Origin of the sequence: Mesorhizobium sp. ESP7-2 (genome assembly GCF_020164715.1) — a bacterium.
Lineage (GTDB): Bacteria > Pseudomonadota > Alphaproteobacteria > Rhizobiales > Rhizobiaceae > Mesorhizobium.
In genome coordinates, this window is sequence record NZ_JAIUGQ010000005.1 from 144,457 (window position 1) to 168,161 (window position 23,705).

The following is a 23,705-nucleotide window of genomic DNA, read 5'->3' on the forward strand; positions in this document are numbered from 1 at the left end:
CAGCAAGAAGGTCCGTAACCATGCTCGCCTTAGTCATATCTTCCGACAGCGCCACGGGATTGAGGCTCGCCGAGGTGGAAGAACCTCGGCCCCTTGAGGACGAGGCGCTCGTCTCGGTGCACGCAAGCTCGTTGAATCGGGGGGAACTGCGCCTGCTGACCATCCGCTCGAACGGCTGGATACCCGGCCAGGATATCGTTGGGATTGTCGAACGCGCGGCCGCCGATGGGTCCGGGCCGGCCGCTGGCACCCGGGTCGCGGCTCTGGTCGACCAGGCAGGCTGGGCCGAACGGGTCGCCGTTTCAACCGACCGTCTCGCCGTCCTGCCGGATGAGGTCAGCTTCGTCTCGGCAGCTACGCTTCCGGTGGCGGGCACGACGGCGCTCAGGACCTTGCGCCATGGCGCTGACCTGGCCGGCCTAAAGATCCTGATCACCGGTGCAAGCGGTGCCGTCGGTCGCTTCCAGATCCAGATCGCCCGCGAGCAAGGCGCGTCGGTGACGGCCATCGCCGCCGCCCGGCACCACGAGGATCTGCGTGGACTGGGCGCCGATCGGATCGTCGAGTCGATCGAGTTCGCCGAGGGACCGTTTTCACTGATCACCGAGTCGGTCGGCGGCAAAAGCCTCGCACACGCGATCGAACGCGTCGCCCCCGGCGGGACAATCGTCATGTTCGGTTCGAGCAGTGGCGAACTCACGCCGGTTGGGTTCCGTCAGTTCGTTCCGGGTCACGAAGGGGCGAGGCTTCAGACGTTCGCCTACTACGCGTCCGGTTCGGCCATCGGCGCCGATATCGCCACGCTGCTCGACCTGGCCGTCGCCGGCCGGCTGGATACCCGCATCGCCTTGACCGTGCCATGGACGGACATCGGACAGGCCCTGGACGCACTGCGCCAGCGCGGTATCAGCGGCAAGGCCGTTCTCACCATCGGCAGTTGAGCCGGCCCCAGCCTGAAGTCGACCAGTTCAAACGTGCTGGCCGCCATTGATGTGGATTTCCGAGCCCGTGACGTAGGACGCCTGACCTGAGCAGAGGAAAAAGATGATGTCGGCGACCTCCGCCGTGGTGCCCAGGCGCCGCAGTGGGATGGTCTCGACGATCTTTTCCGTGCCCGGCGATAGGATCGCGGTATCGATCTCGCCCGGCGCGATGGCGTTGACGCGGATGCCGTGCGGGCCGAAGTCATGCGCCATCTCGCGTGTCAGCGAGCCGAGCGCCGCCTTCGACGTCGCATAGGCAGTGCCGGCGAAGGGATGCACGCGGGTGCCGGCGATCGACGTCACGTTGACGATCGAGCCCTTGGCCGCCGCCAATTCCTTGAACAGGCCGCGCGCCAGCATGATCGGCGCGAAGAAATTGACCTGGAACACGTCGCGCCAGACATGCATCGGCGTGTCGATCGAGTCCATGCGGCTGTTGCCATCCCCGAGCTTGGGCGAAATGCCGGCATTGTTGACCAGCGCGTGCAACTGCCCGCCATGCGCTTCGAGCCGATGACGGATCTCGGAGACCGCAATACCGACATCTTCCTGATCGGCGAGATCGACCTTGATGTGGTCCTCCGGACCGGCAGGCCACGGGCAATCCTCGGCGAAGGCCTGGCGCGAACAGGTGATGACGCGCCAGCCCTCGCGCGAAAAGCGCTTGACCGTGGCATGGCCGATACCGCGGCTGGCGCCCGTCAGCACGATGGTCTTTCTGGTGTCGGTTTCGGTCATGTCGCGGTCTCCGGGCTGGACATGTAGCCGAACGCAGCCGGGGTGGCGAGAGGCGGATTGACGCCGCTAGCCGGTTGCTCAGCCGCCGCCAAGAATATCCAGGATCGAGGTCTGCCGCTTCTTGAGCGGACCGCCGACGCTGCCTGGCGGCACCGGATGTCCGACCGAAGCCGTGGTGCCGCCATCCGCCGGCATGTTGAAGCCATCGGCATCGACGGTCTGGGCAGGCCGCGCCGCACGGACCGGCGCTGGCGTCGCCGGTGCCGCCGCTTGCGCGGCCGGCGCTTGCTGTCCAACCGAAGCCGACGGAACCGGTGCCGGCTGGTTGTTGTCTGCCGAGGGAATGTCGTCGGGTACTATCGTGTCCGCCGGCGTCGACTTCCAGGTGCCGGGCAGCGGCCGCACCGGCACGCCCTCATGCGCGGCGACCATGAATTCATGCCAGGCCTGTGCCGGCAACGCGCCGCCGGTGACCTTCTTCATCGCCGTGCCGTCGTCATTGCCGAACCACACGCCGGTGGTGAGATTGGCGGTGTAGCCGACGAACCAGGCGTCGCGCGAATTCTGGCTGGTGCCGGTCTTGCCGGCCGACGGCCAGGCGAAGGCCGCCTTCTTGGCGGTGCCGATCTCGACCGTGCCGGTCATCATCGAGTTCATCATGCCGACGATCTCGGGTTTTACGACACGTGGCGCGGCGCCGCCGGCGGCGTCGTAAAGCACCTTACCCTCGGCGGTCGTGATGCGGCGGATGAAATGGATGTCGGGTTTGTAACCGCCATTGGCGAAAGGCACATAGGCCGAGGTCAGTTCCAGCGGCGTCACTTCCGACGTGCCGAGCGCGATCGAGGTATTGGCCTGCAAATCGGACTGGATGCCCATGCGGTGCGCGGCTTCGACGACCGCGTTCGGCCCGACCTCCATGGTCAATTGCGCCGCAACCGAGTTCAGCGATTTGGCCAGCGCCGTCGCCAGGGTGACCTTGCCAAAGTACTTGCCGCCGTAATTGTCCGGCGTCCAGTTGCCGATCTTGATCGGCGCATCGTTGCGGATACTATCGGGCGTACGGCCGGCCTCGAGCGCAGCCATATAGACGAACGGCTTGAACGCCGAGCCAGGCTGCCGGCGCGCCTCCGAGGCGCGGTCGAACTGGCTGGTCGAATAATCGTAGCCGCCGACCATGGCGCGCACCGCGCCGGAATCGTCGATCGACACCAGCGCGCCCTGGGTGACGTTGAGCTTCTTGCCGCTGTCGTCGATCAGCCGGCGGATCGACTGTTCGGCGAGTTTCTGCAGGTTCAGGTCGACGGTGGAGTCGATGACGATATCGCCGCGCACGTCGCCGATCAGGTCGGGCAGTTCTTCCATGATGGTGTCGGCGACATAGTTTTCCGAGCCGGTCCAGTAGGATGGCGAGCGCGTCGCCGGCGCGCTGAGCGCCGTCTTCAGTTCCTTCTCGCTGATCTTGCCCTCCTCGCGCATCGCTGCGAGCACCAGTTGCGAGCGCTCTTCGGCGGCCTTGGGATCGCGCGCCGGCGACAGCCGCGAGGGTGCCTTCAGCAGGCCAGCCAGGAGTGCGGCTTCCGACAGAGTGACGTCGCGCGCGCTCTTGCCGAAATAACGCCGCGAGGCCGCCTCGACACCATAGGCGCCGGAGCCGAAATAGACCCGGTTGAGGTACATTTCGAGGATCTGGTCCTTGGTGTGCTTGTGCTCCAGCCACAGCGCCAGCAGCACCTCCTGCACCTTGCGTTCCAGCGTGCGGTCAGGCTTCAGGAACAGGTTCTTCGCCAATTGCTGCGTCAGCGTCGAACCACCTTGCGAGAAGTGCCCGCCGATGAGGTTGGTCACCATGGCGCGCGCCAGGCCGATAGGATCGACGCCGAAATGCGAATAGAAACGGCGGTCCTCGATGGCGATCACCGCCTCGGGAATATAAGGCGACATTTCGTGCAGGCCGACGGCTTCACCGCCGCTCATGCCGCGATTGGCCAGCAACTGCCCGTCGGCCGAGACGATCTTGATGTTGGGTGCACGGTCGGGGATCGACCAGGTCGTGGCCGCGGGCATCTTGGCTCCGTAGTAGATGACGACGCCCGCCACCGCGATGCCGCCCCATATGGCGAGCACGAAGCACCAGTAGACCAGCCGGCCGAGCACGCCGAACAGGCCGCGCCCGCTTCCGCCGCGCCTTCCCCGCGACGATTTCCCCTTCGATGATTTGCGTTTGGCGGAGGCTTTGCGATTGCTCGGCACGACGCGGTCCTCCTCGCTCACCGAAAGACCCGTCTGGGATCTCGCTCGTGGCGGCCCTTCGAAGCTGGGCTCGATGCGACTGTCTCTGCGGTTCGCCATGCGCTGCGCTTGATGTCCCCGGTGCCAATGGCGCTCGGGTTGAAGAGTAGATGCGGCGATTTAAGGGCGGGTTAAACAGAGGTTCGGCCAAACCGTTGAAATCCGTTAGGAATTTGTTAATCCTCTTCTCCCGTCACCTGGTGATCCCAACGAGCGCCCTTATTGTCTTCCCTGCGTTTTTCGATCTCATAGGTCAGCCATCGGCAGAACATGCCGGCAATCGACGTCGCCGCGCCGACAAGCAGACAGGTGGTCAGCAGCGGGCTTCTGGAAGCGCTTGACCAACTGACGATGGCCAGCAGCACAACGCTCAGAGTTGAAATCAAATAACCCACGCCCTTGAGCAAGTGCAAAGAAGCCTTTGTCATCTCCTGGAACCTCCTCGGCCTGTTCCTCGGAACATTCATTGCGCCTTGGAGTTCCAATCCCGGACCAGCCGGAACGCGACAGAGGCACCTCATGCCCGACTATCTCAAGCTGCCGACGACGACGAAGGGCCTTGTCAGAGTCGTCATCGAAACCCCGCGCGGTGCAGCGGCCAAGGTAGCCTATGAGCCGGCTACCCAGGTATTCGGCTATGTCCGCCCTTTGCCGGTCGGAATGACGTACCCCTACGATTGGGGGTTTATTCCCTCCACATTGGGGGACGATGGCGATCCCCTGGATGGACTTGTCATCCATCAGGCCGCCACGGGTCCCGGCACCGTCATCAAATGCGACCTTTTGGGTGCGCTGCGGGTCAAGCAGAAGGATCAGGGCGGCGAGGCCCTGCGCAACGACCGTTACGTCTTCTGTCCTCACCGGGAAGACGCTGCGGACGAGCCGGTGGCTGCGGACCATGTGCCCGAGCGTCTCAGGCGCGAGATCGAACAGTTCTTTCTGTCGTCGGTGCTTGGGACCGGCAAAACCATCAAGTTCAAAGGCTGGCAGGATGCCGATGAGGCGCACAGGGCAATCAAGAAGGGGATGAAGGCCTTTGCTGCCAGGTCGCGGAAGTAGGCATGGCCACTTTCTGGTGCCTTGTTCCGCTCGATCAGGCGCTTAAGGATGCGCCACGCCTGGCTCGATCCCCGACATTGTCTTTCCGACAATCGACGCCAGCGGATAGAAGGCCAGCGCCTGCTCCTCGCAGGTGACCGCAACGACACTGTTCGAACGGTCGATGTCGAGGCCCTTTGGACCGCCTTCCTCGACACTGGCCCTGCCCCGCAGAAATATCTCCTCGTCGAGCACGCCGACCGAACGCACAGGGCCGCGTCGCCCGGTCCAGCCGTCGCCGCGTTCATAGACATGCACCGCCGGGCTGCCGGCATCGGCCACGAGGATTTGCCGGTCATCCCTGGTGAAGCGCAGGCCATGTGGAAAGCCGGCATCTTGCAGGATGCCGACAGGCTCGCTCTTCGGCCCAAGCGATGAGGACATCTGGTAAAGCTTCACGTCCCTCGTGCCATGGCTGCTGACGGCAATCCATTTGCCGTCATGGCTGATTGCGATCCCGTCGGGTATGTCGAGGCCGTTCCTGAGCAATGGCTGGTTCCTGACTGTCCGATGGCCCAGCCAGCGGATAGCCACGTGCCGGGTGACCAGATGCGTGTAGTTGTTGCAGACCAGCAGGCTGACGCGGCCGCCGGACTCGCGCCGGACGACGACCGAGCCCGGTGTCCTGAGTTTGCAGAAAGGCTTGCCGTCGATCCGCCGAAGCGCGGTGATCTCCCGATGCTGGCCCGCCATGCTTTCCATGGGCAGGGCAAATATCGCAAGCTGCCCATCGCGGTTGGCAACCACCAGGGTCTTGTCATCCATGAAATCGAGGCCATGGACCTCGCCTATGCCGTCCGATCTCAGTTCCATGAAATCATGGATGGTGACGTCAGGACCATCAGGCCGCGTCTCGACATCGATACGCAGGAGCAGGCAGCGTTTGCGCGCGAAGGCCGCGATCGCCAGCAGCCGGTTGTCGGGCGAAAAGCGCAGATCCTCGGTGCGTCTTATGGCCGAAAGCGCTGCCCGAACGGCTTGGCTGGCCCTGAATGCGACGGGAGGTATCGTCATGCAACCCCACCGAGCTCGGGCATTGGAAGATCCGTCTTGCAGACCCCGACCACGGACGAACCCCCGCACAGCCCCTGGATTTCGGGCCGACCTTGCCCTCGCGCTTGTCGATCAAAGGCTGCCCGCCATCCGGAGAATCAAACGACATGCCAGTCGAGCGTAGGCTCAGTTCTGCTGGATCGAAATGCCCTTGTCGTCGATTTTGAGTTCGACGCCTTTCGGCCTGGTCTGCTCGCGATAGACGTAGACGCCCAGCGCGATGACCACGACGATGAGCCCGCCAATGATGAGATAGAGCGTGTTCTGCTTCATGCCGCGCCTTTTGCCGTGCCGAGCCTCAGGCTCGTTTCAGGACCTTGACCAGCACCAAAAGGATGATGGCGCCGATCGTTGCGTGGATGATGGAGGCGATGATGCCGCCGCCGATGGAGAAGCCGATCCGCGGGAACAGCCAGCCGGCGATGAACGCGCCGACGATGCCGACGATAATGTTGCCGATCAGCCCGAAGCCGAAACCCGAAACGATAAGACCGGCGAGCCAGCCGGCGATGGCACCAATGATGATGAAGACGAGAAGGCTTTCGGCACCTATAGCAGTTTCCCCCGAGCAAGAGCGCGTGCGGAGCGGAAGGGTCCGAATCGGCCCCGATATCAACGGCTTCAGCCTATGCGAAAGCCCCCGGCCTCGCCAGCGGGCGCGCTCACTGGTCGTCGTCGCCGGCGGTGGGCCGCCAGTTGGTCGGCTCGACCTTCTTTTGCGTGTGGCTGTCGGTGTAGACCCACCAGCCGCCGTCGCGGTATTGCGCTATGGATTCATTGAGGACGCCATCACTGTCCTTCCAGGTGACGGTGACCTTGGAGCCGTCGGTCGGCGCGGTCGATATCGGCTTTCTGTCCGCCATCTCATCCCCTTCTTCCAGCCGGTTGATCGCCACGAGGGCCATCAGCTGTGAGCGAAGATATCCTCTTCGTCCCAGCCCATCAGGTCAAGCTTGGCCCGTGTCGGCAGGAAGCGGAAACAGGCGTCCGCCTCCTTGGTGCGCCCCTCGCGCGCCAGCCGCCCGGCCAGCACGTCGCGCAACCGATGCAGATAGAGCACGTCCGAGGCCGCATATTCGAGCTGCTCGGGCGACAGCGTTTCGGCCGCCCAATCCGACGATTGCTGCGCCTTGGACAGGCCGACGCCGAGAAGCTCGAAGCAGATGTCCTTCAGCCCATGCCGGTCGGTGTAGGTGCGCGTCAGCCGTGAGGCGATCTTGGTGCAGAACACCGGCTCGGACATTGCGCCAAACGCGTTGTAGAGCACGGCGAGGTCGAAGCGACCGTAGTGGAACAGCTTGGTGATCGTGCGGTTCCTCAACAGGCTGACAAGGTTCGGCGCCTTCTTCTGGCCCGGCGCGATCTGGATGACGTCGGCGCTGCCGTCGCCAGGCGAGATCTGCACCACGCAGAGCCGGTCGCGGTGCGGGTTGAGGCCGAGCGTTTCCGTATCGATGGCCACCGCCGCGACATCGTAGCGGGAGAGGTCAGGCAGATCGTTTTTATGGAAGCGGATATCGCTCATCGTCTTCTCCGGGTCGCGGCCTTCGGCGTCGCGCATCCATCGAAGAAGCGCACGCGCTCCGACACATTGCGCTGTCGACCCGTCCTCGCCGTGATCGGCGGAAAAATCAACAGAAAGTTGTTTTCCGCCGTCCAGGGTTGTCCGCCTTACCGTGTCAGCGCGTCCAGAATGCGCGCCCAGGAGCGCTGGCCCTTGTGGAAGGAGCTGAGCTCGTATTTCTCGTTGGGCGAGTGGATGCGGTCGTCGTCGAGGCCGAAGCCGACCAGCAGCGATTCCATGCCGAGATAGGTCTGGAAGTCGCCCACCACCGGAATGGAGCCGCCGCTGCCGGTCGTCACCGCGGGCTTTGGCCATTCGTCCGAAAGCGCGGTCTTGGCCTTGGCCAGGAACGGCGAGTCGTAGGAAAGCTGGATTGCCGGTGAACCGCCATGAGCATGGAATTCGACCGAGCAATCGGCCGGGATGCGCTCCTTGACGAATTTCTGGAAAGCTGCGCGGATCTTCTCCGGATCCTGCTTGTGGACGAGGCGGAAAGACACCTTTGCCGAGGCTTCCGCCGCGATCACCGTCTTGAAACCCTTGCCGGTATAGCCGCCGATGATGCCATTGAATTCGGCGGTCGGCCGCGCCCAGGTCAATTCCAGCACCGAGCGGCCTTTTTCGCCCGATGGGATCGACAGGCCGACAGGTCCGAGGAAGGTTTCGGCCGTCTCGCCCAGCGTCTCCCATGATTTCAGCACCTGCGATGGCGTTTCCTCGACACCGTCATAGAAGCCCGGGATGGTGATATGACCGTCCTTGTCGTGAATGTCGGCAAGCACCTTGGCCAGGATGCGGATCGGGTTGGCGGCAGCGCCGCCATAGAGGCCCGAATGCAGGTCGCGGTCGGCCGCCTTCACCGTGATCTCCTCGCCGACCAGGCCGCGCAGCCCGACGCAGATCGACGGCGTGTCGCGGTCCCACATGCTGGTATCGCAGACCAGCGCGAAGTCGGCCTTGAGCTCCTCGGAATTGGCCTCGAGGAACGGCTTCAGCGAGGGCGAGCCGGATTCCTCCTCGCCTTCGAACAGGATGGTGACCCGGCATGGCAGACCGCCATGCACCTGTTTCCAGGCACGGCATGCCTCGACGAAGGTCATTAGCTGACCCTTGTCGTCGGCCGAGCCGCGCCCGGTGATGATCCTGCGACCAGCTTCGACCTCCTTGATCGCGGGGGCGAAGGGGTCGTTTTCCCACAGTTCGATCGGATCGACCGGCTGAACGTCATAGTGGCCGTAGAACAGCACATGCGGCGCGCCGGCCGGCCCGTCGTGATGCGCAACCACCATCGGGTGTCCAGGCGTGTCGCGCACGCTGGCGTCGAAGCCGATCAGCTTGAGTTCCGCCATCAGCCATTCCGCCGCTTTGCGGCAATCGGCGACATAGGCTGGATCGGTGGAGATCGACTTGATCCCGAGCAGGCCGAAGAGCCGTTCGAGGCTCTGGTCGAGGTTCTGGTCGAGACGGTCGAGGACGGGGGAAACTGCGGACATTTGCATAGCCTTTCGATTCAGTGCCGGAACCGTAAAGGCAGAGCGGCGAAACGAAAAGCCGGGACGATTGGACCACGGCCCAGGACGGTCGCCGCAGACAAAAAAAGCCGCCGTGGTGGAGGGGGAACCACGGCGGCCTTTTACTCGAAACGATGCGGCAGCCCGGAGAGGGGGGATAGGCTGCCGCAGGTGTCCGGTATAGGCGGGGGACGGGCCTTGCTCCGGACTTCGGCGAAAATTGCCGATGAGCCGTATTTGGGTCTCTGAACATGGCGATTCAAGGGCACGAACGTTACACTTTTGTAACGTGCCCGTGAGCGGGCTTGTATAGGCCGATTTGTCAGGGTCCCGATCTGTCAGGGTGTTGACGGAACCTGTATCTGGCGATGTCTTTGGCATGGACCAAGCCATCGCGCCGCGCTATCCCTGCCGGCATGAAAAAAGGCGATCATCTCTTCCTCATTGACGGCTCTGGCTACATCTTCCGGGCCTATCACGCACTGCCGCCGCTGACCCGCAAGTCCGACGGCCTGCCGGTCGGCGCCGTTTCCGGCTTCTGCAACATGCTGTGGAAGCTGATGCAGGATGCCCGCAACACCGATGTGGGCATTGTGCCGACGCATTTCGCCGTCATTTTCGATTATTCCTCGAAAACCTTCCGCAACGACCTCTATCCCGAATACAAGGCGAACCGTTCGGCGCCGCCCGAGGACCTGATCCCGCAATTCGGCCTGATCCGCCAGGCAACCAGGGCCTTCAACCTCCCTTGTCTCGAGATGGAAGGCTTCGAGGCCGACGATCTCATCGCCACTTACTGCCGGCTGGCCTGCGAGGCCGGTGGCGACACCACCATCATCTCATCCGACAAGGACCTGATGCAGCTGGTTGGCGACACGGTCGGCATGTACGACCCGATGAAGGATCGCCAGATCGGCATCCCCGAAGTCGTCGAGAAATGGGGCGTGCCGCCGGAAAAGATGATCGACCTCCAGGCGCTGACCGGCGACTCCGTCGACAATGTGCCTGGAGTGCCCGGCATCGGGCCAAAGACCGCGGCGCAACTGCTCGAGCAGTTCGGCGATCTCGACGGATTGCTCGCCCGCGCCGGCGAGATCAAACAGGAGAAAAGGCGGGAATCGATCATCGCCAACGCCGACAAGGCGCGCATCTCGCGCCAGCTGGTGACGCTGAAGAACGATGTGCCGGTGGCCGAGGGCCTGGACGATTTCGTGCTGCATGCGCCCGACGGGCCGAGGCTGATCGGTTTCCTCAAGACCATGGAATTCACCTCGCTGACCCGCCGCGTCGCGGAAGCGACCGGCACGGAGGCCGGCGACGTCCAGGCCGTCGCCGTGGCCGTCGAACGCGCCGATAACGCGCATGGCCCCGATGTCGGCGCCGGGACGCCGCCCGTTGTCCGAAACGGGGCGGGCTCCGAGCCTGGCCAGGCTGCTGAAACCGAGACGGCGGAAAAGCCAAAACAGGGTGACACCCCTTCGCTGCTCGCCGCATTGCGGCTGGAGAGCGCGGCAACACGCAAGATCGATATCTCGGCCTATCAGTGCATCCGCGATATCGCGACGCTGAAAGCCTGGGTCGCCGAGGCGCGCGAGGCCGGTATCGCTGCCTTCGACGTCCGAGCCACCTCCACTGATCCGATGCAGGCCGAACTGATCGGCATGGCAATAGCCACGGCGCCCGGCCGCGCCGGTTACATTCCCTTCGCCCACAAGAGCGGCAACGGTGATCTGCTCGGCGGCGGCACGCTCGAAAACCAGATACCGCTTCGCGAGGCGTTGGCGGTGCTGAAACCGCTGCTTGAGGATAGATCGGTCCTCAAGATCGCGCAGAACCTGAAATATGATCTGGTCATCATGAGCCGCTACGGCATCGATGTCGCGCCCTTCGACGACACCATGCTGATCTCCTACGTGCTCGACGCCGGCACTCCGCACGGCCACGGCATGGATGCCCTGGCCGACAAATGGCTTGGCCATACGCCTCTTCAGCTCAAGGACGTGACCGGTTCCGGCAAGAGCTCCGTCGGTTTCGACCAGGTCGACATCGACAAGGCGACCGCTCACGCCGCCGAGGATGCCGACGTGACGCTGCGGCTGTGGCTGGTGCTGAAGCCGCGGCTTGCCGCCAAGGGCCTGGTCTCGGTCTATGAACGCCTCGAGCGGCCGCTGGTGCCGGTGCTGGCGCGCATGGAACAGCGCGGCATTTCGGTCGACCGGCAAATCCTGTCGCGGCTTTCGGGCGAGCTGGCGCAAGGTGCGGCCCGGCTCGAAGAGGAAATCTACCTGCTCATTGGCGAGCGCATCAATATCGGCTCGCCCAAGCAGCTCGGCGATATCCTGTTCGGCCGCATGGGCCTGCCCGGCGGCTCCAAGACCAAGACCGGCCAGTGGTCGACCTCGGCGCAACTGCTCGAAGACCTTGCCGCCGAAGGCCACGAACTGCCGCGCAAGATCGTCGACTGGCGCCAGTTGACCAAGCTGAAATCGACCTACACCGACGCACTGCCCGGCTTCGTCAATCCCGACACCAAGCGCGTCCACACCTCCTACGCGCTGGCCGCGACGACGACCGGCCGTCTGTCGTCATCCGACCCGAACCTCCAGAACATCCCGGTGCGCACGGCTGAAGGCCGCAAGATCAGGACCGCCTTCATCACCGACAAGAGCCACCGGCTGGTGTCGGCCGACTACAGCCAGATCGAACTGCGCGTGCTCGCCCATGTCGCCGAAATCCCGCAATTGCGGCAGGCCTTTGCGGATGGCGCCGACATCCACGCCATCACAGCGTCCGAAATGTTCAACGTGCCGGTGCAGGGCATGCCGTCGGAAGTGCGCCGCCGCGCCAAGGCGATCAATTTCGGCATCATCTATGGCATTTCGGCTTTCGGCCTTGCCAACCAGCTGTCGATCCCGCGCGAGGAGGCGAGCGCCTACATCAAGAAGTATTTCGAGCGCTTCCCCGGCATCCGCGACTATATCGAGGAGACCAAAGCCTATGCCCGCGAGCACGGCTTTGTCGAAACGATCTTCGGCCGCCGCATCCACTATCCCGATATAAGGTCCTCCAACCCCTCGATCCGCGCGTTCAACGAACGCGCCTCGATCAACGCCCGCCTGCAAGGCACCGCCGCAGACATCATCCGCCGCGCCATGATCCGCATGGAGGAAGCCTTGGACAAGGCCAAGCTGTCCGCCCGCATGCTGTTGCAGGTGCATGACGAACTGATCTTCGAAACGGTCGAGGCGGAAGTCGAGGCGACGATCCCTGTCGTGCGCCACGTCATGGAAAACGCGGCGATGCCGGCGGTGTCGATGTCTGTGCCGCTACATGTCGATGCGCGGGCGGCCAACAACTGGGACGAGGCGCACTGACGGTAGCGCAGGCCTTCAGGCTGCTTGCGCCGAACACTTCGCGCAAGTCCCGCGAAATTCGATCACCGCCTTCCTGGCGGCGAAGCCGGTCGAGTTAACCCATTCGTTCAACCGGTGGTCGACGTCGTGATCGGACATTTCGGTTACTTGCCCGCAGCTGTCGCAAATGGCGAAGGCAGTCATCGAGTGACTGTGGTCGTGCGGCTCGGCGCAGGCGACGAAGGAGTTGATGCTTTCCAGCCGATGCACGAAGCCTGACTTCACCAGCGTGTCGAGCGCGCGATAGACCTGCAATGGCGCGCGAAAACCGCGCTCGCGCAGCTGGTCGAGCAAGGTGTAGGCGCTGAGCGGCCCGCTGGCGGTCTCGAGTTTCTCGAGCACGCACAGCTGGTTTTTCGTCAGCACATCCCTTGCCGCCATGGCTCTGTTCCAACCTGTCCTGCGCCATCCATGGGCTGTTTGCTCACGCAAACGGCCTGATCCCATTCAGATAGCGACGAACCGCCTTCTTTGCTACTCTTCTGTTGCTATCCCGAGCCGGTCGATGACATGCCGGCACAATGGTGGCGGCAGGATTGATAGCGGAGCGACGTTCCGCTTCCATGCAAAACGGCGGGACAGGTCCCGCCGTTTTGCTTTGCCGCCTTGCGAGGCGGACTATTTCCTCGGCGGGCCTTTGCGCTCGGCGGAGGCAGCCCACAGATTGATGTCGGACTCGCGCGCGTAAGTGTCGATTTCGGCTAGCTCGGCATTGCTGAAGTCGAGCACCTTGAGCGCGCCGACGCAGTCCTCGACCTGCTCCGGCCGGCTGGCGCCGATCAGCGCCGACGTCACCTTGCCCCTGCGCAGCACCCAGGCCAGCGCCATCTGCGCCAGCGTCTGGCCACGCTTGTCGGCGATCGCGTTGAGCGCCTTGATGTTGGCGATGGTGCGGTCATTGATGAAAGCAGTCTTCAGCGACTTGCCCTGGGACGCCCGGCTGCCGTCGGGAATGCCGCCAAGATATTTGTCGGTCAGCATGCCTTGCGCCAATGGCGAGAACACGATGGAGCCGACGCCGAGCCCTTCGAGCGTGTCGAGCAGCCCGTCTTCCTCGACCCAGCGGTTCAGCATCGAATAGCTCGGCTGGTGGATGACGCAGGGCGTGCCGAGTTGCCTCAATATGTCGGCGGCCTCGCGGGTGCGCTGCGAATTGTAGGACGAGATGCCGGCATAGAGCGCCTTGCCCGAACGCACCGCATGGTCGAGCGCGCCCATGGTTTCTTCGAGCGGCGTGTCGGGATCGAAGCGGTGCGAATAGAAGATGTCGACATAGTCGAGGCCCATCCGCTTCAAGCTCTGGTCGAGGCTGGCCAGCACGTATTTGCGCCCGCCCCATTCGCCGTAGGGGCCTGCCCACATCTCGTAGCCGGCCTTGGTCGAGATGATCAGTTCGTCGCGATAGGCGGAAAAATCGGTGCGCAGTATCTCGCCGAAAGCCGTCTCGGCCGAGCCGGGCGGCGGCCCATAATTGTTGGCCAGGTCGAAATGGGTGATGCCGAGGTCGAAGGCCTTGCGCACAATCGCCTGCTTGGTCCGATGCGGCGTGTCGTCGCCGAAATTGTGCCACAGCCCGAGCGAGATCGCCGGCAGCTTGAGGCCGGACCGCCCGCAGCGGTTGTAGATCATTTTCTCGTAGCGGTTTTCAGCGGCGATATAGGGCATGGAAAATCCTCGAATCTGAACGGATGGGGCACCGTCATGGCAGAGGCGATGAGCATGCCCGTACCCATCCTTTACCCCCTCCCCGGAGGAACGGGGAGAGGGGCAGGCAAAATTATCGATAATCTCCGCGACCTATTTCTTCTTGGCCAGAAGATCCTTGGCTTGCTTGACGCCAAGCGCGGCCGGGCGCTCGCAAGTGGTCTGCATGGGGACGAACTTGCCGGTTTCGCCCGAGCGCAGGAGGCCGGTCATCACATCAACGGCATGCAGCGCGAGTTCCATCGAGCAGCGGTGCGGCCGCCCTTCGGCGATCGCCAGCGCCATGTCGGCGAGGCCCGCCGTGCGGTAGTTGGCCATCATGCCCTGGCCGTGCATCTCGTTGGGGATGCCAAGCGGATGCTTCCATTTCGGCAGCTTCTTGACCGGCTTGCCTTCTTCGGTGAAGCGCACGTCGCCGCCGAAGAAGTTCGGATCCGGCACGAACACCGTGCCGGCCTCGCCATAGAGTTCCATCGGCGCGTGGCCGTGGGCCCAGACGTCCCAGCTGGTGTTCAGCGTCACCACGGCGCCGTTCTCGAATTCCAGCAGGCCGTGAATGGTGGTCGGCGTGTTGACCGGGATTTTTTCCCCCGCGCGAGGCTTTGAGCTGATCGTCCGCTCCTTGGCCGGAGTCGTCGCGAAAGCCGCCACCTGCTTTACCGGCCCGATCAGCTGGATCAAATTGGTGATGTAGTACGGTCCGATGTCGAGCACCGGTCCCGCGCCGGGCTGGAAGAAGAAATCCGGATTGGGGTGCCAGTGTTCCATGCCGTGGCCCATGACATGGCAAGTGCCGCTGGTGATCCTGCCGAGCTTCCCCTCGTCGATCAGGTCACGCACCAGCTGGTGCGCGCCGCCCAGGAACGTGTCCGGCGCCGAGCCGATGCGCAACCCCTTCTTCTCGGCCCGTGCCTTGAGGTCCTGGCCCTCCTTGAGCGACAGCACGAACGGCTTTTCGGAATAGACATGCTTGCCGGCATCGAGCACCTGCTTCGACACCTCGTAGTGCACGGCCGGAATGGTCAGGTTGACGATGATGTCGATATCGTCAGCCTTGAGCAGATCCTCGACGGTCTCGGCACGGAGCTTGAATTCCTTCGCCCGCGCCTTGGCCACATCCATGTTGATGTCGGCGCATGCGCGCATCTCGATGCCGCGAAACAGCGGCGCCAGCGAGAAGTACGCCTTCGAGATGTTGCCGCAGCCGATGACGCCAATACCCAGTTTCCCATTACTCAGCTTCTTTGCCATGTGGTTGTTCCTAGTAGCTCTTGACGGTTGCGATCGAGCGGCGGGCGAAACGCTCGATGTCGTTGGGATTGTCCTGTTCCATGACAAAGTATTTTGCCGCGCTCTTGGCCCGCAGCACCTTGATCAGGCCGGCCCAGTCGATCGTGCCATGCCCGACATCCGACCAGCCATCCTCATCCAGCCCCTCGCCTGGCTTCGCCATGTCCTTGACATGGACGGCGACGATGCGCTGGCCATGCTTTTCGATCCAGGGCAGCGGGTCGGCGCCGCCGCGCACCACCCAGGCAACGTCCATTTCCCAGCCAATATTGGGGGCGGACGACAGGATATGATCTTGCGGCACCGAGCCGTCGGCGAGTGTCTTGAATTCGAAATCATGGTTGTGCCAGGCGAAGCCATAGCCGGCCTTCGAGGCCACCTCGCCGACCTTGGCCAGACGCTCTCCGAAGCCGCGCCAGCCGGCAGCGTCGGACGGCCTGTCCTCGGCCATCAGGTAGGGGCAGATCAAGAGCTTGACGCCGAGTGTTTCTGCGATCCGGCGCACACCGTCGAAATCCTTCTCCAGCGCGCCGATGGAAAAATGCCCGGTCGGCATCGAAAGGCCGTTCTTGTCGAGTTCGGCGCGGAAGGCCTTGGGATCGTCATAGACGCCGCCGAATCCTTCGACCTCGGCGTAGCCGAGCTTGCCGAGCATTTCGAGCACATCGGTCCAGGGCAAGAAATTGCGGGCGCTGTAAAGTTGGAATGACCAGTTCATCGTCTCTGTCCGTTCTGCTTGGGATTGTCCTTGGGAGGATGGTTTGGGGAGAATGGTTCGGGGAGGCTCTGGTAAGCTACATGCGGTTGCCGCTCGCCAACTCGAAAAGCGAAGCCCGCATCGGATCGAAGCCGATGCTCACGGTATCGCCATTGCCCGGCGTGCGTTCGGCCGTTACCCGCACGGTGAAATTCTGTTTGCCGAGCTTCAGCCAGACCAGCGTGTCCGAGCCCATCGGCTCGACGACCTCGACATTCGCCGTCGCTGTAAACGGCCAGCCGGTGCCGCTGTTCAAGGCGACATGTTCCGGCCGGATGCCAAATACGGCTGGCCCAGGCACCGGCTCCTTGTCGAAAGCATAGGTCGAAAGCGGGACGCGGGCATTCTCGACGGCGAAGTGCCAGTCCCCGCCGTCCTTCTCCAGCCGGCCCTCGATGAAATTCATGGCCGGTGAGCCGAGGAACCCTGCAACGAACCGGTTGACCGGACGGTTATAGATGGTCTGCGGCGCGTCGAGCTGCTGGATGACACCGCCCTTCATAACCGCTATGCGATCGGCCAGCGTCATCGCCTCGATCTGGTCGTGGGTGACGTAGATCATGGTGTTCTGCAATTTACGATGCAGAAGCTTGATCTCGACGCGAAGTTCCGAACGCAGCTTGGCATCGAGGTTGGACAGCGGTTCGTCGAACAGGAAGACGTCGACATCGCGCACCAGCGCCCGCCCGATCGCCACGCGCTGGCGCTGGCCGCCGGATAGGGCGGCCGGCTTGCGCTGCAGCAGCGGCTCGATCTGCAGGATCTCGGCTGCCCGCGCGATGCGCTTGGCGATCTCGTCCTTGGCGATGCCGGCGACACGCAGCCCAAAAGACAGGTTCTTCTCCACCGTCATCTGAGGGTAGAGCGCATAGGACTGGAAGACCATGCCGATGCCGCGGTCCTTGGGCTCTTCCCAGGTGACGTTCTTGCCCTTGATGAAGATGCGGCCTTCCGAAATGTCGAGCAGGCCGGCGATGCAGTTGAGCAAGGTCGACTTGCCGCAGCCGGAAGGCCCGAGCAGCACGATGAATTCGCCTTCGGCGACATCGAGGTTGAGCGTCTGCAGCACCGAGACCGCGCCGAAGTTCAGCGACAGATCCTGGATCGAAACACTGGTGCCGTTCGCCGCCATCGCCATCACCCTTTCACCGCGCCGGCGGCGATGCCGCGCACGAACAATTTGCCGGAAATGAAGTAGACGACCAGCGGCACCAGCCCGGTCAGGATGGTGGCGGCCATGTTGACGTTGTATTCCTTCACGCCCTGCACCGAATTGACGATGTTGTTGAGCTGCACCGTCATCGGGTAGGTGTCGGGCCGGGTGTAGACGACGCCGAATAGGAAGTCGTTCCAGATGCCGGTGACCTGCAGGATGATGGCGACGACGAAGATCGGCAGCGACATCGGCAGCATGATGCGCAGGTAGATGCCCCAGAAGCCGGCGCCGTCGACGCGTGCCGCCCGGAACAGCTCTTCCGGCATGGAGGTGAAATAATTGCGGAACAGAAGCGTCAGGATCGGCATGCCGAAAATGGAGTGCACGATCACCAGACCGGTAAGGCTGCCATAGAGGCCGATCTCGCGCAGGATGATGACGATCGGATAGATCATCACCTGGTAGGGAATGAAGGCGCCGACGATCAGGATGACGAAGAACGTGTCGGCGCCTTTGAAGCGCCAGTTGGCCAGCGCGTAGCCGTTCACCGAAGCGATGGCGATCGACAGGATTACCGAGGGAACGGTGATGCGCACCGAATTCCAGAAACCACGCGAAAGTCCGTCGCAATTGAGGCCGGTGCAGGCCTGCGACCATGCCTTGACCCAAGGCTCAAAGGTGATCTCGAGCGGCGGCGAGAAGATGTTGCCGAGGCGGATCTCCGGCATGCCCTTGAGCGAGGTGACGACCATCACATAGAGCGGCAGGAGGTAGTAGAGCGCCACCACGACGAGCGTGCCGTAGAGGAAAATGTTGCGGCGCGAAAACATGTGCCGCGGCTTTGGCCCGCTCGGCCCGGAGGCATCATCCCGCAGGTTTGACGTGGCGGACAAGGAGACGGCATGGTCAGGCACGCTTGCGGCCTCCGAATTCGAGATAGGCCCACGGCACGATGACGATCATCACCGACAGCAGCATCATGGTCGAGGCGGCAAAGCCCTGGCCGAGGTTCTGGGCGAAGAACATGTAGTCGTAGACATACTTGGCCGGCACTTCGGAGGCGATGCCCGGCCCGCCGCTGGTCTGCGCGACGACGAGGTCATAAACCTTGACGATGCCGGACGCGATGATCACCAGCGTGGTGATGAACACCGGCCGCATCATCGGGATGATGATGAAGAGATAGGTCTTCCACATGGGTATCCCGTCCACCCGTGCAGCCTTCCAGATATCCTCGTCGATGCCGCGCAGACCCGCCAGCATCAGGCACATGATCAGCCCCGTGCCTTGCCAAAGCGCCGCGATCGATATGCCGTAGATGACGATGCTGGAGTTGTAGAGCGGATTGAATTCGAAGCTGGTCCAGCCGAGGCTTCGCACCACGCCCTGGACGCCGAAATCCGGATTGAGCAGCCATTGCCAGACAAGGCCGGTGACGATGAAGGACAGCGCGAAGGGATAGAGGAAGATGGTGCGGAACGTATCCTCGAAACGGATTTTCTGGTCGAGCAGAGCCGCCAGCAGAAAGCCGATCACCAGCGAGAATACCAGTGAGATCACGCCGTAGATCAAAAGATTCTCGATCGAGATCAGCCAGCGCGGTGTCGCCCACAGCCGGTAGTACTGGTCAAGCCCGACGAAGTTCAGCCGCGGCAGGAGCTTCGAATTGGTGAAGGAATAAAGCACGGTCCACGCCGTGCCGCCGACGAACACCACCATTGCGGTGAGCACCATCGGGATCGAAGCGACCTTCGCATTGAGATTGCGGAAGAGTTGGCTCGGGCGTTCGCTCTTGCTCATCGGTACAGCCGTGCTGGATCGGATAAGGGCGGAAAGTCAGCGCGCCTGGGCTCCCGGCCCTGCCTGGCAAGGTCGGGAGCGAGGCGGCCCGTCAGTCGTCAATCTGCCGAAGCGATGATGTCGGCGAAGCGCTTCTGCGCCTCTTCGAGGCTCATGTCGGGCTTGGCGAAGAATTCGGAGAAAAGATCCTCCTTCTGCTTCTGGCTGTCCTGCGAGAGCAGCTGGTCCGTCCATGGGATGACCGCGCCCTTGGCCAGGATGGCGAGGCCCTTCTTCATGCAGTCATTGGCCGCGTTGAGGTCGACGTCGCCGCGCACCGGCAGCGAACCCTTCTTGAGGTTGAAGGCAACCTGGGTCTTGGGATCGAGCAGTGTTTCGGCCAGCACTTCCTGCGCCTTGGCCTTGTCGGCATCCTTGAGCAGTGGGAAGTAGAAGGCGTCGCCGCCCGTGGCAATGACCTCGTTCAGGCCAAGGCCGGGAAGGCAGGTATAGTCCTTGCCGGCGGTCTTGCCGGCGACCTGGAACTCGCCTTGCGCCCAGTCACCCATGATCTGGCCGCCGGCCTTGCCGGTGATGACCATGTTGGTGGCCTGGTTCCAGTCCTGCACATTTGTGTTCTTGGCCATCTTGCGGGCGTCGTCGGCTGCCTTGAAGACCTTGGCGACTTCGGGACCGGCGGCGAACTTGGCGTCCTTGTCCTTGTAGACCTTGAGGAAGGTGTCGGTTCCTCCGACCGCGGCAAGCAGCACGTCGAAGGCGCCCGATGCCTGCCAGGCCTGCCCACCGACCGCGAGCGGCACGATGCCTGCCTTCTCCAGTGCCGGGGCCGCGGCCACATACTCATTCCAGTTCTTCGGCACCGGAACGCCGGCCTTCTCGAAAGCCGCGTTCGACAGCCACAGCCACTGCCAGGAATGGATGTTGACCGGCACGCAATAGATCTTGCCGTCGATCGTGCACGAGTCGAGCAGGCTCTTGGGCCGTACCACCTCCGTCCACTTGCCCTTGGTGGCGACGTCGGTGAGGTCGCGCATCAGGCCGGCCTGCACCAGCTCTTCCGCTTGCCTTCCATGATTGAATTGGGTGGCCCCCATCGGATCGCCGCCGGTGATGCGGCTGATCATGATCGGCCGTGCCGTGCCGCCGGACCCGGCGATGGCGCCGTCGACCCAGTGGTTGCCGGTGGCGTCGAATGCCTTGGCGAGTTCGGCGACCGCTGCCGCCTCGCCGCCGGAAGTCCACCAATGGGTGACTTCCAGATCGGTCGCGGCCGCCGGGCCGGCGAAGTTGAGCGCAACCGTCGCTGCAAACGCAGCGGTCAGGAATTTGTATCGCATTTCGGCTTCCTCCCAGAAATCTGAAACGTTACAGATTTTCGATACGGCAATTGAGGACCATGCGCAACCCCTTCCGGCAAGCTCGCTTTGACATTTTTCGAGTCGCGAACAAAATCCTTTCGCTGCGGTGGCATTGTGCGGCGCAACGCGCAAGAGCGCGCCGCACAACGAGCAAAAACAGCAAAAAAACTTGCTGGCAGCATGCTTCCCACTGAATCCCAACGATTTTTCGCCACACGGTCGACGACGTGTTTTCCGCGTCGCCAGCACCCGTTTCTACACCGATCGTGACAAGCTGTAACGTTTCAGTATACTGCTTCCATGCAGGTGACGCGCCCTGGGGAGCGGCCGCAAACATTGCCGGGCTGCCCGGCGGCTGCTATGCGCCTGATGGGCGGGACGGATGGACAGACAACGCACGGACAAGGATGACGAGGCGACGGCACAGGAACGGCCGACGCTGAAGACGCTTGCCTTCATGACCGGGCTTGGCGTCACCACCGTCTCGCGCGCCTTGAAGGACGCGCCCGAGATCGGCGCCGAGACCAGGCGTCGTGTCCAGCTCGTGGCCAAGCAGATCGGCTATCGGCCGAACCGTGCCGGCGTGCGTTTGCGGACCGGCAAGACCAATGTCATCAGCCTCGTGCTCAACACCGAGCACGAACTCATGAGCTTTGTCTCCGACATCATCTACGGCGTGACGGAAGTCATCGCCGACACGCCCTACCACCTGATCGTCACACCCTATTCGCGCTCGCAGGATCCACTGGATCCGGTGCGCTATCTCGTGGAGACCGGCTCGGCCGACGGCGTCATCATCTCGCGCACCCAGCCGAACGATCCGAGGGCCCGCTACATGCTGGAGCGCGGCATTCCCTTCGCCACGCATGGCCGCACCGAGATGGGGCTGGTTCATCCCTATCATGATTTCGACAACTACGCCTTCGCGGCCGAGGCGGTGCGGCATCTCGCCGGCATGGGCCGCCGCCGGCTCGCCTTGGTGACGCCGCCGGTCGGTTTGAGCTACTACCGCCATACGGTTGACGGCTTTGCCGACGCTCTGAGCGAAGTCGGCGCCAGCGAGGTGCCGTTCAACACCGTTTCGATCGACCATTCGATCGAACAGATCAGGATGAGGACCGCGCAGCTGATGCGGCGCGACATCAGGCCGGACGGTATCATCAGCAGCGCCGCGGCGGCGACGCTCGCCATCGTCGCCGGCATCGAGGATGCCGGCCTGAAGCTCGGCCGCGACGTCGACGTGGTGTCGAAGCAGTCGTCGGAACTGCTGCATCTGTTCAGGCATGAATTGCTGGTCGTCAACGAAGACTTCCGGCTGGCCGGCTCCGAACTCGCCCGCTCGGTGCTCGGCTGGATCGGCGGTGCCTCGCCCGGCACGCTGCAGAGCCTGAGCGAGCCGAAGGGCGTCGTGGCCTATCGGCCCTCCGGCGATTAGCCAGCCGCGCCGCTGCCCCACGGCCCGTGGAACGCACCCTGCTCGCCGATGCGCTCGAAACCATGCGCACCGAAGAAGTCGCGCTGCGCCTGGATCAGGTTCGAGGTACCGCGGCCCTGGCGGTAGCTGTCAAAATAGGCAAGCGCCGAAGACAGCGCCGGCACCGGCGCGCCGGCTTCGGAAGCCCTCGCCACGATGCGCCGCAGCGACGGATGCGCCTCCTTCATCAAGCTGATGAAAGCCGGCGCCATCAGCAAGTTGGTCGAAGCGCCGCCGCTGCCGAAGGCCTCGGCCATCGTGTCGAGCATCTGCGAGCGGATGATGCAGCCGGCGCGCCAGATCTTGGCGATGGTCGGCATCGGCAGGTTCCAGTTGAACTCCTTCGAGGCGCCGGCCATCACGGCAAAGCCCTGCGCATAAGCTGATATCTTGCCGGCGAACAGCGCCAGTTCGAGGTCTTTCAGCAGCGCGTCCTTGTCGCCGGAAATTTTCGTCACACCGATATTGCCATAGGCTTTTTCGGCTGCCTGCCGCTCGTCCTTGATCGACGACAGCACGCGCGCCGCCACCGCCGCCTCGATCGCGGTCGCCGGAATGCCGAGTTGCTGCGCCTCGATGACGGACCATTTGCCGGTGCCCTTCTGGCCGGCGCGATCGAGGATGATATCGACCACCGGCTTGCCGGTCTTCGGATCGTCGGCTGCGAGCACCTTGGCGGTGATCTCGATCAGGTACGAGTTGAGCCGGCCCTTGTTCCAGTTGGAAAACACCGTGCCGATGTCCTTCGGCCCCATGCCCATTCCATCACGCAGGATGCCGTAGATCTCGGCGATCATCTGCATGTCGGCATATTCGATGCCGTTGTGGATGGTCTTGACGAAATGGCCGGCACCATCGGTGCCGAGCCAGGCGGCACAGGGCTCGTCCTTGAACTTGGCGGAGATGGCGGTCAGCACCTTCTCGACACGCTTCCACGAATCCTCCGTGCCGCCGACCATGATCGACGGTCCGTGGCGCGCGCCCTCCTCGCCGCCGGACACACCCATGCCGATGAAGGTCAAGCCCGAGCCGGACAGTTCGGAGAAGCGCCGCATCGTATCGCGGAAATTGGCATTGCCGGCATCGATGACGATGTCGTTGGCGGACAGCACGCCGCGCAACGCTTCGATCTGCTCGTCCACCGGCTTGCCGGCCAGCACCATGATGATGATCGGGCGCGGCGGCCGGATCGCGGCCGCGAGTTCCTCCAGGCTGTAGCAGGGGACGACCATGTCCCTGAGCGCACCGGCATTCTCGACGAAGGCATCGGTGCGTGCTCTTGTGCGGTTGAAGACGGCGATGCGGTGCCCGTGCTCGGCGATGTTCAGCGCCAGGTTGGAGCCCATCGTGCCAAGGCCGATCAGGCCGATTTCGGCTTTTTCCATCGTTTCTTCCCTGTTTCCGGATCGCTTTGTTGAGGCCGTGTTTTGTGGGCGATGATTGACGAGCGTTTCGGGCCGCGTCAACCGCCTCGCCGAATTGTGTTATAGTCGCACGCTGACGTTTCCCGTCCG

At 63.2% G+C, this 23,705-nt stretch carries 22 protein-coding genes; 4 read left to right on the forward strand and 18 right to left on the reverse strand.

Features of this window, described 5'->3' with window-relative positions; all coding sequences use genetic code 11:
* Window positions 1-20 precede the first annotated feature (20 nt).
* Entirely contained in the window at window positions 21-941 is a 921-nt protein-coding gene (locus LB543_RS07540) for a zinc-binding dehydrogenase (RefSeq protein WP_224613633.1), read from the forward strand.
* 27 nt (window positions 942-968) lie between these two features.
* On the opposite strand, the gene LB543_RS07545 is transcribed toward LB543_RS07540, so the two are convergent.
* The 3 genes from LB543_RS07545 to LB543_RS07555 form a co-directional block, all read right to left on the reverse strand.
* On the reverse strand, window positions 969-1,721 hold the full coding sequence (locus LB543_RS07545; protein ID WP_140756313.1) for an SDR family NAD(P)-dependent oxidoreductase: 753 nt from the start codon (window positions 1,719-1,721) through the stop codon (window positions 969-971).
* Between the two features lie 78 nt (window positions 1,722-1,799).
* Window positions 1,800-4,073: a transglycosylase domain-containing protein gene (locus tag LB543_RS07550; protein WP_224613634.1), complete on the reverse strand. Its 2,274-nt coding sequence runs from the start codon at window positions 4,071-4,073 to the stop codon at window positions 1,800-1,802.
* Window positions 4,074-4,189: 116 nt separating this feature from the next.
* Window positions 4,190-4,441 carry a hypothetical protein gene (locus LB543_RS07555; RefSeq protein ID WP_224613635.1) on the reverse strand — a complete coding sequence of 84 codons (252 nt, stop codon included), beginning with the start codon at window positions 4,439-4,441 and terminating at the stop codon, window positions 4,190-4,192.
* Between the two features lie 91 nt (window positions 4,442-4,532).
* Between LB543_RS07555 and LB543_RS07560 the strand changes: the two genes are divergently transcribed.
* The gene (locus tag LB543_RS07560; protein ID WP_224597322.1) at window positions 4,533-5,072 is read left to right on the forward strand and encodes an inorganic diphosphatase; all 540 of its coding nucleotides are present in this window, start codon (window positions 4,533-4,535) and stop codon (window positions 5,070-5,072) included.
* Window positions 5,073-5,114: 42 nt separating this feature from the next.
* Here LB543_RS07560 and LB543_RS07565 read toward each other — a convergent pair whose 3' ends face one another.
* The 6 genes from LB543_RS07565 to LB543_RS07590 all read right to left on the reverse strand — a co-directional run bounded on the left by LB543_RS07565 (window position 5,115) and on the right by LB543_RS07590 (window position 9,221).
* The gene (locus LB543_RS07565) at window positions 5,115-6,125 is read right to left on the reverse strand and encodes a lactonase family protein (RefSeq protein WP_224613636.1); all 1,011 of its coding nucleotides are present in this window, start codon (window positions 6,123-6,125) and stop codon (window positions 5,115-5,117) included.
* Between the two features lie 165 nt (window positions 6,126-6,290).
* Window positions 6,291-6,437, reverse strand: coding sequence for a hypothetical protein (locus LB543_RS07570; RefSeq protein WP_140756325.1), 147 nt, complete (start codon window positions 6,435-6,437; stop codon window positions 6,291-6,293).
* 25 nt (window positions 6,438-6,462) lie between these two features.
* Window positions 6,463-6,717, reverse strand: coding sequence for a GlsB/YeaQ/YmgE family stress response membrane protein (locus tag LB543_RS07575; RefSeq protein ID WP_140756328.1), 255 nt, complete (start codon window positions 6,715-6,717; stop codon window positions 6,463-6,465).
* A gap of 109 nt (window positions 6,718-6,826) precedes the next feature.
* Entirely contained in the window at window positions 6,827-7,027 is a 201-nt protein-coding gene (locus LB543_RS07580; RefSeq protein WP_224613637.1) for a hypothetical protein, read from the reverse strand.
* 41 nt (window positions 7,028-7,068) lie between these two features.
* Window positions 7,069-7,689, reverse strand: coding sequence for a ribonuclease D (locus LB543_RS07585; protein ID WP_224613638.1), 621 nt, complete (start codon window positions 7,687-7,689; stop codon window positions 7,069-7,071).
* Window positions 7,690-7,835: 146 nt separating this feature from the next.
* A complete protein-coding gene (locus LB543_RS07590) occupies window positions 7,836-9,221 on the reverse strand; it encodes a M20/M25/M40 family metallo-hydrolase (RefSeq protein WP_411908749.1) in 1,386 nt (461 codons plus the stop codon).
* 434 nt (window positions 9,222-9,655) lie between these two features.
* Between LB543_RS07590 and polA the strand changes: the two genes are divergently transcribed.
* The gene (gene polA, locus LB543_RS07595; RefSeq protein WP_224613689.1) at window positions 9,656-12,613 is read left to right on the forward strand and encodes a DNA polymerase I; all 2,958 of its coding nucleotides are present in this window, start codon (window positions 9,656-9,658) and stop codon (window positions 12,611-12,613) included.
* A gap of 15 nt (window positions 12,614-12,628) precedes the next feature.
* On the opposite strand, the gene LB543_RS07600 is transcribed toward polA, so the two are convergent.
* The 8 genes from LB543_RS07600 to LB543_RS07635 all read right to left on the reverse strand — a co-directional run bounded on the left by LB543_RS07600 (window position 12,629) and on the right by LB543_RS07635 (window position 20,696).
* Window positions 12,629-13,033, reverse strand: coding sequence for a Fur family transcriptional regulator (locus LB543_RS07600; RefSeq protein WP_140756338.1), 405 nt, complete (start codon window positions 13,031-13,033; stop codon window positions 12,629-12,631).
* A gap of 237 nt (window positions 13,034-13,270) precedes the next feature.
* Window positions 13,271-14,317, reverse strand: a complete 1,047-nt coding sequence (gene mgrA, locus LB543_RS07605; RefSeq protein ID WP_224613640.1) for an L-glyceraldehyde 3-phosphate reductase — start codon at window positions 14,315-14,317, stop codon at window positions 13,271-13,273.
* A 132-nt stretch (window positions 14,318-14,449) separates the two neighbouring features.
* Window positions 14,450-15,607: a Gfo/Idh/MocA family protein gene (locus tag LB543_RS07610; protein WP_224613641.1), complete on the reverse strand. Its 1,158-nt coding sequence runs from the start codon at window positions 15,605-15,607 to the stop codon at window positions 14,450-14,452.
* Window positions 15,608-15,617: 10 nt separating this feature from the next.
* On the reverse strand, window positions 15,618-16,364 hold the full coding sequence (locus LB543_RS07615; protein WP_224597340.1) for a sugar phosphate isomerase/epimerase family protein: 747 nt from the start codon (window positions 16,362-16,364) through the stop codon (window positions 15,618-15,620).
* A gap of 76 nt (window positions 16,365-16,440) precedes the next feature.
* The gene (locus tag LB543_RS07620) at window positions 16,441-17,541 is read right to left on the reverse strand and encodes an ABC transporter ATP-binding protein (RefSeq protein WP_224597342.1); all 1,101 of its coding nucleotides are present in this window, start codon (window positions 17,539-17,541) and stop codon (window positions 16,441-16,443) included.
* A complete protein-coding gene (locus tag LB543_RS07625) occupies window positions 17,541-18,452 on the reverse strand; it encodes a carbohydrate ABC transporter permease (RefSeq protein ID WP_411908751.1) in 912 nt (303 codons plus the stop codon). The genes LB543_RS07620 and LB543_RS07625 overlap by 1 nt, the downstream gene beginning before the upstream one ends.
* Before the next feature lie 13 nt (window positions 18,453-18,465).
* Window positions 18,466-19,359, reverse strand: a complete 894-nt coding sequence (locus LB543_RS07630; RefSeq protein ID WP_224613643.1) for a carbohydrate ABC transporter permease — start codon at window positions 19,357-19,359, stop codon at window positions 18,466-18,468.
* A gap of 98 nt (window positions 19,360-19,457) precedes the next feature.
* Window positions 19,458-20,696, reverse strand: a complete 1,239-nt coding sequence (locus tag LB543_RS07635; RefSeq protein ID WP_015315675.1) for an ABC transporter substrate-binding protein — start codon at window positions 20,694-20,696, stop codon at window positions 19,458-19,460.
* A 403-nt stretch (window positions 20,697-21,099) separates the two neighbouring features.
* On the opposite strand from LB543_RS07635, the gene LB543_RS07640 reads away from it, so the two are divergent.
* Complete coding sequence (locus LB543_RS07640) at window positions 21,100-22,152, forward strand: LacI family transcriptional regulator (RefSeq protein ID WP_140756350.1); 1,053 nt, start codon at window positions 21,100-21,102, stop codon at window positions 22,150-22,152.
* On the opposite strand, the gene gndA is transcribed toward LB543_RS07640, so the two are convergent.
* Window positions 22,149-23,576, reverse strand: a complete 1,428-nt coding sequence (gndA, locus tag LB543_RS07645; protein ID WP_224613644.1) for an NADP-dependent phosphogluconate dehydrogenase — start codon at window positions 23,574-23,576, stop codon at window positions 22,149-22,151. The genes LB543_RS07640 and gndA overlap by 4 nt on opposite strands.
* Between the last annotated feature and the right edge of the window lie 129 nt (window positions 23,577-23,705).

Bases quoted from the DNA above. Each gene is read 5' to 3' on its own strand.
- LB543_RS07585 (WP_224613638.1), bottom strand. From the start codon at position 7,689: ATGAGCGATATCCGCTTCCATAAAAACGATCTGCCTGACCTCTCCCGC.
- LB543_RS07630 (WP_224613643.1), bottom strand. From the start codon at position 19,359: ATGAGCAAGAGCGAACGCCCGAGCCAACTCTTCCGCAATCTCAATGCG.
- LB543_RS07560 (WP_224597322.1), top strand. From the start codon at position 4,533: ATGCCCGACTATCTCAAGCTGCCGACGACGACGAAGGGCCTTGTCAGA.
- LB543_RS07570 (WP_140756325.1), bottom strand. From the start codon at position 6,437: ATGAAGCAGAACACGCTCTATCTCATCATTGGCGGGCTCATCGTCGTG.
- LB543_RS07635 (WP_015315675.1), bottom strand. From the start codon at position 20,696: ATGCGATACAAATTCCTGACCGCTGCGTTTGCAGCGACGGTTGCGCTC.
- LB543_RS07545 (WP_140756313.1), bottom strand. From the start codon at position 1,721: ATGACCGAAACCGACACCAGAAAGACCATCGTGCTGACGGGCGCCAGC.
- LB543_RS07555 (WP_224613635.1), bottom strand. From the start codon at position 4,441: ATGACAAAGGCTTCTTTGCACTTGCTCAAGGGCGTGGGTTATTTGATT.
- mgrA (WP_224613640.1), bottom strand. From the start codon at position 14,317: ATGCCCTATATCGCCGCTGAAAACCGCTACGAGAAAATGATCTACAAC.
- LB543_RS07615 (WP_224597340.1), bottom strand. From the start codon at position 16,364: ATGAACTGGTCATTCCAACTTTACAGCGCCCGCAATTTCTTGCCCTGG.
- LB543_RS07580 (WP_224613637.1), bottom strand. From the start codon at position 7,027: ATGGCGGACAGAAAGCCGATATCGACCGCGCCGACCGACGGCTCCAAG.
- LB543_RS07610 (WP_224613641.1), bottom strand. From the start codon at position 15,607: ATGGCAAAGAAGCTGAGTAATGGGAAACTGGGTATTGGCGTCATCGGC.
- LB543_RS07540 (WP_224613633.1), top strand. From the start codon at position 21: ATGCTCGCCTTAGTCATATCTTCCGACAGCGCCACGGGATTGAGGCTC.
- gndA (WP_224613644.1), bottom strand. From the start codon at position 23,576: ATGGAAAAAGCCGAAATCGGCCTGATCGGCCTTGGCACGATGGGCTCC.
- LB543_RS07600 (WP_140756338.1), bottom strand. From the start codon at position 13,033: ATGGCGGCAAGGGATGTGCTGACGAAAAACCAGCTGTGCGTGCTCGAG.
- polA (WP_224613689.1), top strand. From the start codon at position 9,656: ATGAAAAAAGGCGATCATCTCTTCCTCATTGACGGCTCTGGCTACATC.
- LB543_RS07565 (WP_224613636.1), bottom strand. From the start codon at position 6,125: ATGACGATACCTCCCGTCGCATTCAGGGCCAGCCAAGCCGTTCGGGCA.
- LB543_RS07550 (WP_224613634.1), bottom strand. From the start codon at position 4,073: ATGGCGAACCGCAGAGACAGTCGCATCGAGCCCAGCTTCGAAGGGCCG.
- LB543_RS07590 (WP_411908749.1), bottom strand. From the start codon at position 9,221: ATGTCCGCAGTTTCCCCCGTCCTCGACCGTCTCGACCAGAACCTCGAC.
- LB543_RS07640 (WP_140756350.1), top strand. From the start codon at position 21,100: ATGGACAGACAACGCACGGACAAGGATGACGAGGCGACGGCACAGGAA.
- LB543_RS07620 (WP_224597342.1), bottom strand. From the start codon at position 17,541: ATGGCGATGGCGGCGAACGGCACCAGTGTTTCGATCCAGGATCTGTCG.